The sequence below is a fragment of the Bacillus sp. HMSC036E02 genome (assembly GCF_001836235.1).
Taxonomy (GTDB): Bacteria; Bacillota; Bacilli; order Bacillales; family Bacillaceae_G; genus Bacillus_A; species Bacillus_A cereus.
In genome coordinates this window covers 118,888-135,271 of record NZ_KV827856.1, presented here as the reverse complement: position 1 = coordinate 135,271, position 16,384 = coordinate 118,888, and the positions used below count along the sequence as shown (strand labels likewise).

Sequence of the window (16,384 nt, the reverse complement as noted above, 5' to 3'; positions counted from 1 at the left end):
CCTCTGTATTCATGCAGGGGATCTGTGTATAGATGGAGGAGAAAAAGGTGAAGAAAATAGCAATTGTAACAGGGGCAACTCGTCTGAATGGAATTGGTGCAGCTGTATGCAAGGTGCTTGCTCAAAAGGGGATAGACATTTTTTTCACGTACTGGCCAAAGTATGATAAAGCGATGCCATGGGGAATGAGTGATCAAGAACCCTTTTTGCTGAAAAAGGAAATTGAAAGTTACGATGTTCGATGTGAAATGGCAGAAATCAATTTATCGCAGTCTTATTCGCCAAATCGTTTGTTTTATATGGTATCAGAACGGTTAGGTGATCCATCTATTCTAGTTAATAATGCAGTATATTCTACTCATACGAGGATTGAGGAATTAGATGTAGAGCAGTTGGATAAACATTATACAGTTAATGTTCGGGCTACTATGCTATTAAGTTCATTGTTTATAAAACATTATTCACTTAAAACGGGCGGGAGTATTATTAATCTTACTTCAGGACAGTCAGTAGGCCCAATGCCAGATGAACTAGCATATGCAGCAACGAAAGGGGCAATCGAAGCATTTACAAAGTCAGTAGCACCAGTTGCAATGGAGAAGGGGATTACAGTGAATGCTGTAGATCCAGGACCGACGAATACAGGATGGATTACAGAGGAGCTGAAGCATCATTTAGTATGGAAATTCCCGCAAGGTAAAGTAGGAGAACCGGTGGATGCTGCGCGCTTAATTTCTTTTTTAGTAAGTGAAGAAGCGAAATGGGTTACTGGGCAAGTCATTCACTCGAATGGTGGTTATTCATAAAAATATTATGTTAACAAATGTTGAGAAACAAAAAACGAAAGAAAATTTTATTTTTTTGTATAAATAAAATGTCAAGAAAGATAAAAATTTGATAGAAGAGTATATTGTCATATGAAGATAGTAATTCTTAATGTGACAATATACTCTTTTTCTTTTACTTGCGAGCAGAAAAATGAAGTAGAAGAAACTCGAATATTAAAATGAGTTTATCAGTTTTTGTACGTATTATTATGAAGATTACTGTCGGAAAGATGATAATTCGTATGAAAAGGGATTTTTTAAGGGGGAATCGAATCGTAAAGGGGAGGATAAATTATGTAAAACATAGGGGGATTTATATGAAAATGAAAAAGGTCGCTATCGCATCGATTACAATTGGTACAATGCTTACTATGGCAGCTTGTAGTCCTTCAGTAGATAAAGAAACGGAAAAGAAAGAGCAAGTAACTGCGCAAAATGATGGAGAAGCAAAAACGACAAGTGCAGATGAAGCGTCAAAAACAACGAAAGATACTGAAAAAGAAACAAATACTTCTTCAAATGAAAAAACAGATAAGGATGCAAAAAATACGAAAGAATCATCAGGAACAGAAAGTAACGGCAAAACGTCAACTCAAAACGAAAATGTAAAAACAAAAGAAAAAGAAACGACAGGAAAAACAAATGATCAAACGACTAGCGGGAAAACAGCAGATCAAAGCACAAGTACAAGCACAAACAATAACGGAAAGACAACGAAAGATCCGAAGAAAAGTGTTGCTGTGAAAACGAACGTTAAAGAAGTTGTAGCATTAATTGATAGCTTGGACAAGCAGTTAGCTGCTAATCCGAAATTGGAAACAGTGAATAAGCTTGGCAAACAAATTAATGAAAAGTGGGATGTGATTGAAAAAGAGCTAGAGGCATCACATCCGACGGATTCTAAAACAATCGGTCAAAGTATGTATCCGTTAATTGTAGGAGCGGAGAAAGAAAAAATCGATATTAATAAAATGAAATCTTTAACGACGAAAACGAAAAAAGATTTAAATCAGTTATTGACGAAACTTTCATAGTTTCAAAAGCCTACTCGTGTGAGTAGGCCTTTTTTAGGTTGTTGTAATGTGCACAGTATAACTTATTTATTTTCATTTTCAATTACGATGCGAAAGGAACTGAATGCTTGTTGACTGATATAATCTTCTTCGCTAACTTTAAAAGGAAATGGAAAAGCGACGAGTTGAAAATTACTTTCCTGATCCACTAAAGGCAATGTGAAATTAAAGATTTGTCTCGTTTCAGGTGCAAGCTTAGTATAAACAACTTTTCTATTGTTAAATATTTCAACTTGTTTCCAATCTTTAAAAGCCACGATTGCGTAAGTCATTTCATCATTTGTTTCATTACCGTTTGATAGAATTAATTGCTTGCCTTCCTTTTCAAAGAAGACAGTTTGTAAATTCTCTTCACGGTTCGTAACAAATACTGGTTCGTAAAGACCGTCTTTTAAAATTGCATCTGGATTTATAAGGGAGAGTTTTATTTTTTCGTTTTCTTTCTGAAGAGGATGTATTGAATATCGCATACTTAGAATATCTTCTAAAATAGCTGCTTTATTTAAGTTATTATCTTTTAATTTGTATTCAGGTTTTTTAATTATTAAAAAGGTTAATTCACTTGCATTAGGAGAAGTGTGTAAAGAGATTTTCGTAGTAATTGAACTGTTTGGTTTCATATCAAAAAAATAGTGTGATATTTCATTAGTAGTATCTTCTATTTTAAAAGGTTTTTGTTCGTAATCTTCTAGAACAATTAATCCATATTTTCGGTTTTCATTAATAGTATGTACGAATGATAATGTTACATTAATTTTATTATCCTCACTAGTAATTGTACTGCCATTGTTAATGTGTTGGCCTTGATTATCCTTCAATCCGTAAGAAATAGTATTGGTTTGTTGCTCTCGTTTATTTTCTATGGAAGGTGGATGAGGTTGTATGATTGAAGTATTGAACAAAATATAAATTGTAAGTACTGAAATAAGTAAAACACAGCTAATAATATATATTTGTTTCATAAATAGCACCTCAATATATGTAAAATATTAGAGAAAAAAGATATGCAAGATGCATATCTTTTTTCTCTTTCTTACCAGAAAGCTTTTGTTTCGTGATTCACATCATTATAACCACTTAATTTATAGGTATGATTACCGATAGCGTAATCATCTCCATAATAAATGCTTGTGTTGGTTGCTGTAGCACTTACAAAGGATGATTTTTTTGCACTATTACTTTTCGTATTTACTAATGAGCCATCGCCATTGAAAGTTCTTGCTTTTGCATAAACATAGTCTTCGGTCGTAGTTGATTTCGATTTAGCAACTGCATATGGGTTACCAAAAAAGGGAGTATATACGCTAATGTTAGAGTCATTCTTAGGTGCAGCTGCAATAGTCAAACTAGGAACACTAGATGTTTTTGTTGATTGAATTGTATCAAAGTCAACTAAAACGGGCTGCTTGTCTACAGTATCGATCTCTGAAGCACTTGCGTTATTAGTAAAACCAAAACCTAACACCGCTAACCCTAAAGTTGTCACCGATAAAGATTTTTTCATATTCACTAATTTTCCCACCTTTTTAAATTTTTGAGTTCGAACTCAATTCATACAATATATGAAAATTTCGAAACTCTCAATGGTTTATCCCATACTTAACTTTTCTTTTACTTTCGATTCAACATGTCTTCATTTGCAAAAAAGCGAATATATCTTCTAATGCTTAGCCAGCAAGGGATACAGGTTTAATTTTATGAAATTCATGTAAATTTAAATCTATTCATGTCAGAATCTCTGTTATTTTTAAGTTCATATGGGAAACTTATTAAAAAAAGGATGGTGACAAAAATGACAATCGATCGAATTTGTACAATTGGACCCGCAAGTAATAATAAAGAAACGTTAGTGCAGTTAATAAAGAATGGTATGAAAATTGTTCGACTGAATTTATCGCATGGCACGCATGAAAGTCATAAAGACATCATTCGTTTAGTGAAATCATTAGATGACTCTATTAAATTTTTGGGTGATGTACAAGGACCTAAAATAAGATTAGGTGAAGTGAAGGGAGGGCAAATTACACTTCAGGCAGGAGATTCTTTTATTTTACATACACAACCAGTTACAGGGAGTAATACAGAAGCGAGTGTTGATTATGAAGGAATACCGAATGATGTGAAAGTAGGCAGTAGAATTTTAATTAATGATGGAGAAGTTGAATTAATTGTTGAAAAGATAAGTACGGACAAAATAGAAACGAAGGTAAAAACAGGTGGCAATATCTCATCTCATAAAGGAGTTAATTTACCAGATGCGGCTGTTCGTTTACCAGCTATTACAGAGAAAGATAAAAAAGATATTCAGTTTCTTTTAGAAGAGAATGTTGATTTTATCGCGTGTTCTTTCGTAAGAAAACCTAGTCATATAAAAGAAATACGAGATTTTATACAACAGTATAAAGAAACGTCACCTAATGTAATTGCAAAAATAGAAACAATGGAAGCAATCGAGAATTTTCAAGATATATGTAAAGAAGCAGATGGAATTATGATTGCAAGGGGCGATTTAGGAGTAGAGTTACCGTATCAATGCATTCCGCTTTTACAGAAAATGATGATTCAGGAATGTAATCGAACGAATACATATGTCATTACAGCAACACAAATGCTTCAATCTATGGTAGATCATTCTATTCCAACAAGAGCAGAGGTGACTGATGTGTTTCAAGCTGTACTGGACGGGACGAATGCAGTTATGCTTTCAGCTGAAAGTGCATCAGGAGAACATCCAATCGAAAGTGTGAGAACATTACGTCTCGTTTCAGAATTTGCAGAGCATGTTAAAAAAGATGGACCTTTTGCGATGAAAGATGTACTGGAGTTACTGCATAAATCACTGAATGAGTGATGAATAAAAACACGAGGGCGGATATGCACCCGCCCTCGTGTTTTTCATTCATACTATTCTTGCTCTTGCTCATCCAAAATCTTTTCAAACGCAGCAGATACTTTATCAAACTCTTCATCATTTTCAATGTATGAAAACTCATTATCTTCTTCTACTTTTAAAAAGAAAATATCAATGTCTTCCTCAGTTTCTGTTTGGATATCTTCAACAAAGGCAACTGCAATATATTCTGCACCTTCGACATCCATCGCTCCAAGTACTTCTACTTCTTGCTCTTCGTTATTCTCATCACTAAGAGTAAACACTTCGCCAACTTCAATATCAGACATATTCATTCTCCTCCTGTTCGACTCTAAAAATAGAGCACTCAAACTGTATACATACTAACATATCTTTCCATGAAAAACCAAATTCATACGTAAGAAAACAATTCATTCTTCTTTAGTATGAGTATACAGCTATTAGGAGCATTATTTGTGTGTGCTATATTACTTAATCCATTCAACAATTGTATCCATAGTCTGTCTTGTTTTATCACGTTTTGGATCTTCTTTACGGTAACCAAAGGCAACCATAACTGATACTTCAAGATTATCGCCTTGTATAATGCCTTCTTGACGAAGTAAGGAGTCTACTTTCTCTTTATCGAATCCTTCTATCGGACAAGAATCAATGCCGATTTGAGCTGCGCTCGTCATCATATTACCTAAAGCAATATAAGTTTGTTTAGATGCCCAATCAAATACAGTACGATCAGATTGTAATAAGTTAAAATCTGTTTCCTGGAACTTTTTGAAGAATTCATATCTAATTTTTTGAGTGTCTTCAGGCAATCCAATAATATCGTTCATCATATATTTAATATACTCTGCATCATAATGCATATCTTTAATGTTTCTTGAAAGAACAATGACGAAATGGCTTGCTGTTGCAAGTTGCCCACCAGCGCCCCATGAATACGGTTGTAGTTTTTCTCTTAATTCTTTATTTTGTACGACAATAAATTTCCAAGGTTCATATCCAAAAGAAGAAGGAGATAATCTGCCTGTTTCTAAAATGAATTTAAAATCCTCTTCTGAAATTTTGTGCATAGGATCGAACTCTTTACATGCATGTCTGAAATGAAAAGCCTCCATAATTTTCTCTTTTGTAATTTCGTTTGTATTTGTCATAAAAGTTCCTCTTTTCGTTAATTTATTTTGTAAGTAAATTATATTTTTAAAGTAACATAGATACAAGTACGCACATTTATGTGTTATAGTATCAAAAAAGATACTATTGTTAAGAGAAGGGATTTATTATGGATTGTTCAAATGAAAAAAATATAAATTACCCATTTTTAAATAAATATTCTTGTCCAGTTGAAGCGATGGTAGAGGTGATTGGTGGAAAATGGAAAGGTGTTATTTTGTATCATTTATTAGATGGGAAAAAGAGGTTTAATGAATTAAAAAGATTAAAACCTAATATCACACAAAGAATGTTAACACTTCAGCTTAGAGAACTTGAAGCAGATGGCATCATACATCGTGAAGTATACCGTGAAGTGCCACCTAAAGTAGAATATTCGTTAACCGATCTTGGTGAATCTCTTCGTCCAATGATTTTATTAATGATGGAGTGGGCAACTCATAATATGGAGAAGGTTTTGGAGAGTAGGAATACGAAAAATAATAATTAAGAGTTGAAATTAGTATAGACGAGATATGTGAAATAGTTGTAGAAATAAAAGGTGTTTCCATACGTGAAAACACCTTTTATTTCTATATTTTTACTTTCCAACTTCAACTGCTGAAGTTGGAAAGTTATTTAAGTTTGCAATTTGACCATACCAATCAGCGTGTTTAAAAACAACACCTTTTCCATATCCGTCCGTTGAAGTACGTTCCCATAGCGTTGTTGAATAGCTAGCAGTGGGGGATGCTGTACGTACAGAAACAATTTGATTTTGCCAACTAGCAGACAAGTTTTTATAACCGCTACTTAGAGAAAAATACTCGCTACCTTGATTTGTGTGTTTATAGAAGTCTGTACTACCAGGTCCGCTTCCACCAACACCAAGGGGAGTGATTGAATTATTCAACCTTTGTTTATCTTTTTCAATAAAAGACTCTAAACTTTCTTTGCTCGAAAATCCATAAGATAACCAGTCTCCATTTTGATTTTGTTTCGGTAGAACTAATGTTATTTTTACGTCTTTCTTTGATGGAGCACTCAATTTGTTAAACGAATCAACAGTCTTTTCATCTACAGTTACATATTCGAAAGAGGAAATCGAATAATCCTTTTCGGTACTAGCTGATACTAATCCCACTCCTCCAGTTAACGACGAAACAGTTAATAATGCACCTGCTATCAACTTTTTAAGCATGGATTCATCTCCTTAAAACTTAGATTTTTTACATAACTAAAATGTATGTTAATTTGAATGTTTTATAAATATTTAGAAATTTATAAAAATTAAACAGAATATTCTTTTATTATTCTGGAGTAAGGAAAGTAATTAAAAATGAAAAAAGGTTTACTTAAAAAGTAAATCCTTTTTGCTGACCTATTTCAAAACTCAATGGATTAAAGTTTCATTTTATCCATCTATGAATCATAAACTTCTTTTGCATTCGTAGAAGCAGCATCTAATATAAGGAAAATGGCTGCTATCATATGTAGAACGATGTCTATATAAGGGAAAAAGGCAACTAGAGTAACGATAATGCCGATATAATGAGGGTACGTATTCATGTCTACTTTTTTAGCTAATAAAATAGTAGTGATATGTAACACAATCAATAGAAGTAAAGGTATCCCATATAGGTTAACAAGACTTGGAAATACATAATAACAAGGAAGTAATAAAAGATGATAGATACCTGTAGTCCACTTTAGTGCTTGTATGTAGGTTTTCAAAGTGAATCCTCCTAAAATCATTCATAGCTATATATTACCAAAAATAATGAATAATTTGATATTATATATTTGTAGCTTTGAGTAGATTGTAATTATTTTATGTAAACTAATTATAATCTATAAAATAGAAAAACCACCCAAACGAGGGTGGTTCGTATTATAAATAACTACTTAAAGAAGAAATCGGAACCTTCATCTCACTACCTTCCTTCATATTCCGCAACACAACAGTGTTTGTACTAAGTTCTTCTTCACCAACAATAAGCACATAAGGGATATTCTCTTTATTGGCATAATTAAGGGCACGTTTTAATTTGCGTCCTGCTAGTTCAAGTTCAACTTTTAAGGAAGTGGTGGAACGTAATTGCTGGGCAATTTGTAAGCATTGTAATTCTGTCCCGAGCGGGATGATAAATAGATCCGCTGTAGATGAGATTGTTTCTTTCTGCGATAGTGCTGCATAAATAACGTCTAAACCGAATGAGATACCGACTGTTGGATAGTTCATACTATCACCACGGAATGCTCCGATAATGTTATCGTAACGGCCGCCGCTACCTATGCTAGATGTAATTGAGCCATCTTTTAGGAAGATTTCATATACAGTACCTGTGTACATTGTCAGTCCTCTTGCTAAAAACGGATTGAATATCGTATTTTCATTTATTCCGAGAGCGATTAAATATTGCTGTAATTGTTGCAATTCGTTTACTCCATCGGCAACGAGTTGGTTATTGAAAGCTTCTTTAAAGTCAGCTATTGTAAGCTTTAGACAAGATAATACAGTATTACATATTGTATCAGCCATTTCTTCAGAAATTCCGCGCTCTAATACATCTTTTCGTACACCATCAATCCCAATCTTTTCGATTTTGTCTAATGATAAAATGACGTCATTTGTTAATTCAGTAGGGATGTTAATGGCCTGAAGAATACCATTTAACAATTTTCGGTTATTATATTGAATCGTTATCTCTAAGTTTAATGTTCGGAACAGGTCAAACGCCATGCTCATGAGTTCCGCTTCAGCCATGACTGATTCTACACCGACAATATCAACGTCGCATTGTATAAATTCACGAAATCTTCCTTGTTTAATTGGCCCATCTCGAAATACTTTCCCAATTTCATAACGTTTAAAAGGGAGGCGGAGGTTCGGATTCATTGCCACAACTTTTGCGAATGGAATAGTTAAATCGTATCGTAAGGCGAGCTCACGTTTTCCTTGATCTTGAAGTGTATATATTTCTTTTAATATTTCATCACCACCGCCGTACTTGTAAGACATAAGCTCATACATATTTAACGTCGGCGTTTCTAAAGGTTTGCATCCGTATCGTTCAAACGTATCTTCACAAGCTCTTTTAATTTTATTTCGCAGCACTTGTTCCTCTGGTAAATAGTCTTTCGTTCCTTTTACATTTCTCATTTCCATTGTAATCACTCCTTTTTAAATTAAAAAAAGCTATGTGAGTATAAAAATACCCACATAGCTTTATGAACGCTTCGTGGGTCAACAGGAAAAGCCCTGTACCCACGAAGAAAAATTTTTCTTCGGATACACGGCGTTACGTATGATGATGAAGTTGGAAAGAAGTATTAAAATTTCGCATTACAAATCTCTCCTTAACATAAGTTTTTCCAAATTATATCAGATGATTTTTGAATTATCAATATTTTTAGTTTTGAAATATACGTGAAGTTATGTAGGAGAAATGGAAAAGGGTGTATAATAAAACTTAATAATATGAAATAACCTTTTAAGGAGAACGTTATGAAAAAAGATAAAACAAATGCGATGCGAATATTAGATAAAGAAAAAATTGAATATTCGATGATGTCATATGATCCAGACGATGGGAAAATTGATGGCGTATCAGTAGCCGAGAAAATTGGACGAGAAGTGAGAGAAGTATATAAAACGTTAATCGCTCAAGGGAATAGTAAAAATTATCATGTGTTTATTATTCCGGTAGATGAGGAACTAAATTTAAAAGCTGCCGCAAAAGCAGTAAGTGAAAAGAAAATTGAAATGATTCCTGTTAAAGATATTACGAAAGTGTCAGGATACATTCGCGGCGGTTGTTCACCAGTTGGAATGAAAAAGCTATTTTCTACATGTATTGATGAAAGTGCCCAATCACTTGAAACGATGATAGTGAGTGGCGGGAAAATTGGTATACAAATTGAGCTGAAAGTAGAGGACTTGGCGAAGGTGACGAGAGCGCAGTTTGGTGAGGTAACGAAGTAATGATACATAGGAAAAGAAGTTCTAGTTTTATCCCGCTATTTGCCGGGCAGTAAGACCCTCATCTCAAATTTCAGCGGAAGCAAAGAAATTAGGTGGGGATCAACTGCCCGTAAAAGCCCGATTGGTGAGGGCTGATTAAAGTCTCACTTTATTGAATTTAGATAATAATTTATAGGATAGTTAGTCCGTTATGGGGCTGATTATCCTATTTTATTTACAAACTGGATAAAGATTGAATGTTTAGTTTGATATAGGCATGTAATCTGAATTGTTTGTTTGGCTTTGGGAGAAGGTAAAACCTCGATGCAAGAACTTGAAATAAACAAGCAGGGTTTATTCTTAAAGATAGACAAAGAACAGGAGAGTGTTTTAATGAGGAGTCAAGAAATATCCATAAGAAAGCACAAATTGGGGGATGCCAGTATTTTTGAAAAAACACGCTAATAGTATGCAAGATTTTATACAGTTTTTTGGCTAATCCAGTAACAAACAAGAGCACTAAAACCACGTTAGGATAGGAATGTATATAATATGTATAGATTCATAGAACTAAAAAAGGGTTCATTTGTGAGAGCAGGGTTGTCCTTTTTCCTCGCTAACGCTAATGATGGGTTATGTTAACCTCATATGTATAGAATATACAGTTAACTAAAAATGAAAAGTTTACAATTAAAAATGAACAATAAAAAACAGTAATGTAAAATCACTACTGTTTTTTATTGTTTCTTATAAGTAAATCATTTGTACTCCTGTCTATATAATTTAAACGAATAAATAGCTCCAATAAAGAATACAAAAGCTTCAAATAATATAAAGATTTGACGGAAATTCTCAATATCTTTACCAACTAAAGAAATAAATATAGCATTCATTAGAATTTGAGTAGTAAACATACGAGAAGTAATTTTTAAATAAATAGTATTTGTTCTTTCAACCGGTTTACCAATTTTTTTGTAAATAATAATAAGTGCAATTACTGAACCCAAAAATAGAAGTGCTGTAAGTCCTACAACGATATTAAAATTGGCTGTACTTTCTAACATCCATTTATTTAATAGATCAATCATTATTATCTTCCTTTCCTACATAAGAGAATATTTTGTTCTTCTTTTTCACTATAATAAAAAAAGGAAAAAGAAAACATCGAACTTTCTTACAAACATTCGTGTATTCTTACAGTTTTGTCATTTTGTAAATGTATTCATCGCCCTGTTTTTCACTATTTTCTTTGGAAAACATAGTGAATTACGAGAAAGGGCGCTACAAAATCAACTTCCGAGAACAAAAATTATGTAAATAAGCTGTTCACTGGATTCTCGTAGAAAACTGTGGTGAGATAAAATTTTTGATTTTGTAGCACTTTAAAATCTTAGCTAGAGGGCTATTTATCGGTATCCCACAATAAAAAGGCAGGAACATATCAAATATGCTCCTGCCTTTGATTTTATTAAGTTTAATATCTATGACCTAAATATAATAGAATTTGGAGCTTCTTTTTATTTTAAGTAAATTGGGTAATTAGACTATAACATTAATGTTTATCGTTGAATATCATAATAATATAATGGAGGTGATGTTATATGGCTCTTACTACAGGACCAATTGAAAACGTAGGAAATCAACCTGCTAATGCAAATAGAGTTAGGGTGAAAATCCTTAACCGTACTGCGGGCCCACTTACTGGAGTAGCTAGAGTTTTTAGACTTGACGGTTCATTAGTATTAATTGAACAGGTAAACTTCAATGTGAATTCTAATGCTTCTACTTTTGCAACTCTAAGTTTAGTTCATCCTACTTTTGGACAAGCATTTGAATATGAAGTTCAAATTGTTCCTAATCAACCTGGTGGACTATATAGTGTTTATGGACTAACAGCTGAAAATGTTATTATTACTGCACAACGTGTTGTGAACGCAGAATTGACACAGTTTCTTTAATTAAAATAGATTGGTGCCTACATGGTATCCAATCTATTTTTGTGCGTATTATTCAGGGAAAGAAAGGTTTTACACAAAAATAAAGACAGTTATGGAAAAGGGAAAAGTCGAGCTATCATCTTGATTTTTATTATTTCTGTCTTAGATTGTATCTGTTTTGTGGCACGGTTTTCTTTGAATGCATTTTATTCAAACTGTTTTTTAAAGTATTTATCAAATATGCATTATTGCATAAATAAATTTAAATTTATAAGTTAATATTAAACTACTTTTAAATTGTAAAGAATATTTTAATAATCTTTATAGGAGAAGGATATTTCTTGTTAAAAGTGAAATTGTTTGGAATGTGAATAAATAAAAAGTTTAGAAGTGATACAGACTGGATAGAGTCTTGTATTAAATAAACAGAAAAGGGGTAGGGGTTTCTAAAAGGTTTCGGGAGTTAGAAAGCATTTTTTAGTGAATAGCTTCAAATTATATTTTAAAGGGGAAATGGGTATATGAAGTTTCGAAATACAAAGCTTGCTATGATTACACTGTCTTCATTTTTTATTTTAGGTTCTGCATCTCTATCATTCACAGATACTATACACGGTGAAGTAGCTTCTGCATCAGCACAAGAGATTATTGTGAAAAATTATGACGATACATATTATAATAACGCAATAGGAAAAACGGGTTTAGAATTAAAGAAGGAACTGCATAATATTATTGATAATCATACAAAGCTATCATACAGTGCGGTTTGGGAAGCGCTAAGAGATACTGATGAGGACCCAAATAATAAAAATAATGTGATACTCTTATATACTGGTCGTTCGCAAGGGAAACTTACGAATGGATCAGGAGTAAATAACTGGAACCGAGAGCATGTTTGGGCAAAATCTCACGGTGACTTTGGAACGACTGCAGGACCTGGAACAGATCTACATCATTTAAGAGCGACGGATGTATCTGTAAATAGTTCACGTGGAAATCTGGATTTTGATAATGGTGGTGTGAATCATTCTGAAGCGACAGAATGTAAATATGATAGTGATTCTTGGGAACCTCGTGATAGTGTAAAAGGAGATATTGCTAGAATGCTGTTTTATATGGCTGTTCGTTACGAGGGAGACAACGGCGAAATAGATTTAGAACTAAATGAAAAAGTGAATAACAATAAAGATCCATACATGGGGAAACTATCTGTCTTATTAAAATGGAATGAACAAGACCCGGTCGATGATTTAGAGCGAAAGCGTAATGAAGTGATTTTTACAAAATATCAACATAACCGCAATCCTTTTATTGATCATCCAGAATGGGTAAATAAAATCTGGAACTAAGATTTTTAAAGGTATTATATTTTGATAAAAGGGATTGATCATTATGATCAATCCCTTCTTATATTTTTACTAGAATAAATGATTTTTATAGGACTAGTGAGGGAAATAGAATAGATATTTATATGGAACGATAGTACTTATTTATCTAGTTAAGTATTTAGTAAGGTCCCCACTCAATATTCACCCCAACAATAAGAAAAACAAGTCCAATGATAAACCAAATGAGTGCAAGTGGAGCCATGAAACGAATCCATTTTCCATAAGAAATGCCGCTCGCTGCGAGAACGCCCATTAAAACACCGGAAGTTGGATTAAGGCAGTTTACTACACCCTCGCCGAGCATAACAGCCTGTACTGTAACTTGGCGTGTAATGTGCATGAAATCAGCTAATGGAGCTAATATCGGAATAAAAATAACCGATTCTCCTGTTCCGGATGAAATAAGGAAATGTAATGCGGCACTACTTACGTACATACCGATAACACCAAATACAGGGCTTTGTCCTTCAAGAGACTGTGCGAGCTGGTTAACGATAGTATCAAGTAATTTGCCTTGTTCTAAAATGACTGAAATACAGCGAGCCATTCCGACAATTAAAGCACCATAGATAAGGTTTTGGCAGCCATTTAGAAAAGTAGAAGCGATATCGTTTGCTTTCATGCCACCTATTATTCCGGCTGTAATTGCTATGAAAATAAAAGTAGCGGTCATTTCTGCGTCCGTCCAATGTAGACGAAAAGCGCCTATTAAAAATGCAATTAATGATAAAGCTGAAACGAGTAAAATTAATTTATGACGTATCGTCCAAGGAACTTCTTTTTTCTCTGCTTCCTTTTCGCTTGAAAGAGCGTTACTTGGAAACCAGTTGTCGCCAAGAATGCTTCCTTTATTCAATTTTTTCAAGCGCTTTACATACCAATTAATATAAAGGATAGTGGCAAGTAAAAAAGATATATAGATAGCTGTGCGTAAACCAATTCCCGAAAACATCGGAAGTTCTGCGATCTTTTGTGAAATGCCTAAAGGTGAGGGGGATAAAATAGTAGCGTTAAAACCAGCATAAGTGCCTAAATAAATAATTGCTACACCGACGATAGCGTCCCATTTTAATGTGCGTGCAACGATGATACCGATGGGGATAAAACCGATAACTGAATTAACGATAATGCCAGTCGTTCCGAGAATAGAAAAAAGTGCGGCAACGATACAAATGAAAAGTAATTGCTGATTCCGAAATTTGTTAATAACATGATAGATTAAACCGTCAAGAGCACCTGTTTTTTCAAGAATGGCAATGGCACCGCCTGTAAATAAAATTAAAAAGATGATCGGAGCAGCAAGTGTCATTCCTTTTTCAATAGCGGTAAAAAAAGAAACAAATCCTACAGGTGATTGCGGAACAGAATGATAGCTTCCCGGTATTGTCGTTGTAACGGTCCCGTTTGTAACTCTTTTAAATTCTCCAGCAGGAACGAAATACGTAGCAATGGCGCAAAGTAAGGCAATAAAAAATAGTAGTACGTACGCATCAGGCATTTTAAACTTTTGTTTACTAGGTTGTTTTTTTGCCTCAGTTTGTATTTGCATAAAATTCCTCCTTCTTCACTTTATTAATTTTAATATTCTGAATTCAATCTGTGAAATAGATTATAATAAAGGTAGCTTCTTAAGGCAATAGTTTTTGTATCCTTTTCCCGTACATACAAATTATTGCAATATTAGACAGGGAAACGATAATAAGCCAAGAATATGTTATGTAGAAAGAAAAAGGAAAAGAGGGAACAAGATGTGGAAAACTACAGATCTATGTGATGAGTTTGAAAAGGAATTACAAATATGTCGCCAGTCTTTTCGGTCTTTTGGGAAGAAAGAACAATTCCACGGGAAAATTGCAACTGTAAAAGTGAAAGATGATAATGTACTAGTGAAGGAAGGATTGCAAACATTACCAGAAGGAACAGTATTAGTTGTTGATGGCGGAGCGTCTAGGAATTGTGCGTTACTTGGTGATAATTTGGCAGCTATTGCAGAAGAAAGAAAGCTAGCAGGAATTATTGTGAATGGGTATGTTCGTGATTCTAGTGAACTAAAGAATATTAATATTGGTATTTTAGCGTTAGGGACAATGCCAAATAGAAGTGTGAAAGAAGGAAAAGGAGAACGAAATATTTCATTGCATTTTGGACAAGTGGATTGGAATCCAAATGAATATGTTTATGCGGATGAAGATGGCGTCATTATTAGTGAAAAGAGTTTACATAGTTAAGAGTTAATAAGTTATTATTCTTAGAAAATAAATCCGATAAAGCATGGACAAAATTCTTTGTCAATAGTAAAATAATACAGAAATTTAAAATTTACAGAATGTATAGGTTTATCGTTTTACGATAACTTAAATGGGAGTAAGTTGTGCCAAGAAAAGTGAATGTTATCACAATGATACGTTCATAAACAAAATTATTTTTCCTATACAAATATAGCCGCGAATAATGCGGGTAGGAGGTGTTGTACATTTTTGTTCGACACTTACAAAAAGAGAGTGTCAATCGCACGCCCTTGAAGGGCCTTTTTTTGTGTAAATGGTAGTAAGGGAGGAAATTTTGGGATGGCAATGTTGAAAAAGTGGCTGCTTACGTCGTTAATGGCAGTGACACTTGTATTTGTTTCTTTTGCGAATACAGTACATATTACGTTTGCTGAAGAAAATACAGCAAAACTTGCAATTATTGGGGAATCACAAAAAGGCATTATGTTATGTCCGAAAGAAGAGCAAATTAAAGATGGGGAAACAGCTTTAAGTTTGCTGCAAAAGGTCATGGGGGACAAGGTAGAATCTGAAACGATGTCGTTTGGAACATATGTAAAAGGCATCGATGGTTTAATGGCCGGGGCTACAAGTGCTTGGCTGTATGATGTAAATGATAAGTCTGCAGAAGTCGGAGCAGATAGTTATAAATTAAAATCTGGAGATGTTGTTGTCTTTCGCTTTGTTTCAGACTGGAGCAATATAAGCCAGGAAACATTGAAAGAAACGTTAGATAAGTTCGGGACGTGTAAAACAGAAGAACCTAACGGTGGCAAAACAGAAGAACCAAAACCAGAAGGTCAAGACGGTAAAACACCAGATGGGAAAAATCAAGGTGACCAAGACGGTAAAACGCCAGATGGGAAAAACCAAGGTAATCAAGACGGTGAAAAACCAGATGGGAAAA

Annotated in this window: 19 protein-coding genes; 10 read left to right on the top strand and 9 right to left on the bottom strand. The window is 33.8% G+C overall.

What is annotated here, in order from left to right; all coding sequences use genetic code 11:
- Nucleotides 1–47 precede the first annotated feature (47 nt).
- Nucleotides 48–806, top strand: a complete 759-nt coding sequence (locus tag HMPREF2590_RS18865; protein ID WP_000716965.1) for an SDR family oxidoreductase — start codon at nt 48–50, stop codon at nt 804–806.
- Nucleotides 807–1,144: 338 nt separating this feature from the next.
- Entirely contained in the window at nt 1,145–1,861 is a 717-nt protein-coding gene (locus HMPREF2590_RS18860; RefSeq protein ID WP_000782566.1) for a hypothetical protein, read from the top strand.
- A 62-nt stretch (nt 1,862–1,923) separates the two neighbouring features.
- On the opposite strand, the gene HMPREF2590_RS18855 is transcribed toward HMPREF2590_RS18860, so the two are convergent.
- Complete coding sequence (locus tag HMPREF2590_RS18855) at nt 1,924–2,862, bottom strand: hypothetical protein (protein ID WP_044584702.1); 939 nt, start codon at nt 2,860–2,862, stop codon at nt 1,924–1,926.
- 71 nt (nt 2,863–2,933) lie between these two features.
- Nucleotides 2,934–3,410, bottom strand: a complete 477-nt coding sequence (locus HMPREF2590_RS18850; protein WP_001056346.1) for a hypothetical protein — start codon at nt 3,408–3,410, stop codon at nt 2,934–2,936.
- 282 nt (nt 3,411–3,692) lie between these two features.
- On the opposite strand from HMPREF2590_RS18850, the gene HMPREF2590_RS18845 reads away from it, so the two are divergent.
- Nucleotides 3,693–4,751: a pyruvate kinase gene (locus HMPREF2590_RS18845; RefSeq protein ID WP_025966655.1), complete on the top strand. Its 1,059-nt coding sequence runs from the start codon at nt 3,693–3,695 to the stop codon at nt 4,749–4,751.
- A 53-nt stretch (nt 4,752–4,804) separates the two neighbouring features.
- Here HMPREF2590_RS18845 and HMPREF2590_RS18840 read toward each other — a convergent pair whose 3' ends face one another.
- Together HMPREF2590_RS18840 and HMPREF2590_RS18835 are read right to left on the bottom strand one after the other, a co-directional pair.
- Nucleotides 4,805–5,086, bottom strand: a complete 282-nt coding sequence (locus HMPREF2590_RS18840) for a DUF1292 domain-containing protein (protein ID WP_002005464.1) — start codon at nt 5,084–5,086, stop codon at nt 4,805–4,807.
- Nucleotides 5,087–5,239: 153 nt separating this feature from the next.
- Nucleotides 5,240–5,923 carry an NAD(P)H-dependent oxidoreductase gene (locus HMPREF2590_RS18835; RefSeq protein ID WP_000185718.1) on the bottom strand — a complete coding sequence of 228 codons (684 nt, stop codon included), beginning with the start codon at nt 5,921–5,923 and terminating at the stop codon, nt 5,240–5,242.
- Between the two features lie 128 nt (nt 5,924–6,051).
- On the opposite strand from HMPREF2590_RS18835, the gene HMPREF2590_RS18830 reads away from it, so the two are divergent.
- The gene (locus tag HMPREF2590_RS18830) at nt 6,052–6,432 is read left to right on the top strand and encodes a winged helix-turn-helix transcriptional regulator (protein ID WP_003313296.1); all 381 of its coding nucleotides are present in this window, start codon (nt 6,052–6,054) and stop codon (nt 6,430–6,432) included.
- A gap of 90 nt (nt 6,433–6,522) precedes the next feature.
- On the opposite strand, the gene HMPREF2590_RS18825 is transcribed toward HMPREF2590_RS18830, so the two are convergent.
- From HMPREF2590_RS18825 to HMPREF2590_RS18815, 3 genes are all read right to left on the bottom strand, one after another.
- Entirely contained in the window at nt 6,523–7,122 is a 600-nt protein-coding gene (locus HMPREF2590_RS18825) for a hypothetical protein (protein WP_050822003.1), read from the bottom strand.
- Between the two features lie 221 nt (nt 7,123–7,343).
- The gene (locus HMPREF2590_RS18820; protein ID WP_000860723.1) at nt 7,344–7,655 is read right to left on the bottom strand and encodes a hypothetical protein; all 312 of its coding nucleotides are present in this window, start codon (nt 7,653–7,655) and stop codon (nt 7,344–7,346) included.
- A gap of 157 nt (nt 7,656–7,812) precedes the next feature.
- Nucleotides 7,813–9,090: a histidine--tRNA ligase gene (locus tag HMPREF2590_RS18815; RefSeq protein ID WP_044584700.1), complete on the bottom strand. Its 1,278-nt coding sequence runs from the start codon at nt 9,088–9,090 to the stop codon at nt 7,813–7,815.
- A gap of 339 nt (nt 9,091–9,429) precedes the next feature.
- On the opposite strand from HMPREF2590_RS18815, the gene ybaK reads away from it, so the two are divergent.
- Nucleotides 9,430–9,906: a Cys-tRNA(Pro) deacylase gene (gene ybaK / locus HMPREF2590_RS18810; protein ID WP_000710861.1), complete on the top strand. Its 477-nt coding sequence runs from the start codon at nt 9,430–9,432 to the stop codon at nt 9,904–9,906.
- A gap of 303 nt (nt 9,907–10,209) precedes the next feature.
- A complete protein-coding gene (locus tag HMPREF2590_RS30435; protein ID WP_001156924.1) occupies nt 10,210–10,350 on the top strand; it encodes a hypothetical protein in 141 nt (46 codons plus the stop codon).
- A 293-nt stretch (nt 10,351–10,643) separates the two neighbouring features.
- Here the strand turns inward: HMPREF2590_RS30435 and HMPREF2590_RS18805 are convergent, their stop codons facing one another.
- On the bottom strand, nt 10,644–10,973 hold the full coding sequence (locus HMPREF2590_RS18805) for a hypothetical protein (protein WP_000566272.1): 330 nt from the start codon (nt 10,971–10,973) through the stop codon (nt 10,644–10,646).
- Between the two features lie 513 nt (nt 10,974–11,486).
- Here HMPREF2590_RS18805 and HMPREF2590_RS18795 point away from each other — a divergent pair.
- Together HMPREF2590_RS18795 and HMPREF2590_RS18790 are read left to right on the top strand one after the other, a co-directional pair.
- Nucleotides 11,487–11,843 (top strand): hypothetical protein, encoded by a 357-nt coding sequence (locus HMPREF2590_RS18795; protein ID WP_001229425.1) that lies wholly within the window; start codon nt 11,487–11,489, stop codon nt 11,841–11,843.
- Nucleotides 11,844–12,343: 500 nt separating this feature from the next.
- Nucleotides 12,344–13,171 (top strand): endonuclease I family protein, encoded by an 828-nt coding sequence (locus HMPREF2590_RS18790; protein WP_000672200.1) that lies wholly within the window; start codon nt 12,344–12,346, stop codon nt 13,169–13,171.
- A 157-nt stretch (nt 13,172–13,328) separates the two neighbouring features.
- On the opposite strand, the gene HMPREF2590_RS18785 is transcribed toward HMPREF2590_RS18790, so the two are convergent.
- Nucleotides 13,329–14,759: a YfcC family protein gene (locus HMPREF2590_RS18785; RefSeq protein WP_001166970.1), complete on the bottom strand. Its 1,431-nt coding sequence runs from the start codon at nt 14,757–14,759 to the stop codon at nt 13,329–13,331.
- A 199-nt stretch (nt 14,760–14,958) separates the two neighbouring features.
- Here HMPREF2590_RS18785 and rraA point away from each other — a divergent pair, with 199 nt between their 5' ends.
- Both rraA and HMPREF2590_RS18775 read left to right on the top strand, forming a co-directional pair.
- The gene (gene rraA / locus HMPREF2590_RS18780; protein ID WP_000266033.1) at nt 14,959–15,438 is read left to right on the top strand and encodes a ribonuclease E activity regulator RraA; all 480 of its coding nucleotides are present in this window, start codon (nt 14,959–14,961) and stop codon (nt 15,436–15,438) included.
- A 339-nt stretch (nt 15,439–15,777) separates the two neighbouring features.
- Nucleotides 15,778–16,384 (top strand): DUF4430 domain-containing protein (locus HMPREF2590_RS18775; protein ID WP_141763548.1); only part of this gene is annotated, 607 nt, incomplete at its 3' end.

Bases quoted from the DNA above. Each gene is read 5' to 3' on its own strand.
- HMPREF2590_RS18860 (WP_000782566.1), top strand. From the start codon at position 1,145: ATGAAAATGAAAAAGGTCGCTATCGCATCGATTACAATTGGTACAATG.
- HMPREF2590_RS18855 (WP_044584702.1), bottom strand. From the start codon at position 2,862: ATGAAACAAATATATATTATTAGCTGTGTTTTACTTATTTCAGTACTT.
- HMPREF2590_RS18845 (WP_025966655.1), top strand. From the start codon at position 3,693: ATGACAATCGATCGAATTTGTACAATTGGACCCGCAAGTAATAATAAA.
- HMPREF2590_RS18840 (WP_002005464.1), bottom strand. From the start codon at position 5,086: ATGAATATGTCTGATATTGAAGTTGGCGAAGTGTTTACTCTTAGTGAT.
- HMPREF2590_RS18835 (WP_000185718.1), bottom strand. From the start codon at position 5,923: ATGACAAATACAAACGAAATTACAAAAGAGAAAATTATGGAGGCTTTT.
- HMPREF2590_RS18830 (WP_003313296.1), top strand. From the start codon at position 6,052: ATGGATTGTTCAAATGAAAAAAATATAAATTACCCATTTTTAAATAAA.
- HMPREF2590_RS18825 (WP_050822003.1), bottom strand. From the start codon at position 7,122: ATGCTTAAAAAGTTGATAGCAGGTGCATTATTAACTGTTTCGTCGTTA.
- HMPREF2590_RS18815 (WP_044584700.1), bottom strand. From the start codon at position 9,090: ATGGAAATGAGAAATGTAAAAGGAACGAAAGACTATTTACCAGAGGAA.
- ybaK (WP_000710861.1), top strand. From the start codon at position 9,430: ATGAAAAAAGATAAAACAAATGCGATGCGAATATTAGATAAAGAAAAA.
- HMPREF2590_RS30435 (WP_001156924.1), top strand. From the start codon at position 10,210: ATGCAAGAACTTGAAATAAACAAGCAGGGTTTATTCTTAAAGATAGAC.
- HMPREF2590_RS18805 (WP_000566272.1), bottom strand. From the start codon at position 10,973: ATGATTGATCTATTAAATAAATGGATGTTAGAAAGTACAGCCAATTTT.
- HMPREF2590_RS18795 (WP_001229425.1), top strand. From the start codon at position 11,487: ATGGCTCTTACTACAGGACCAATTGAAAACGTAGGAAATCAACCTGCT.
- HMPREF2590_RS18790 (WP_000672200.1), top strand. From the start codon at position 12,344: ATGAAGTTTCGAAATACAAAGCTTGCTATGATTACACTGTCTTCATTT.
- HMPREF2590_RS18785 (WP_001166970.1), bottom strand. From the start codon at position 14,759: ATGCAAATACAAACTGAGGCAAAAAAACAACCTAGTAAACAAAAGTTT.
- rraA (WP_000266033.1), top strand. From the start codon at position 14,959: ATGTGGAAAACTACAGATCTATGTGATGAGTTTGAAAAGGAATTACAA.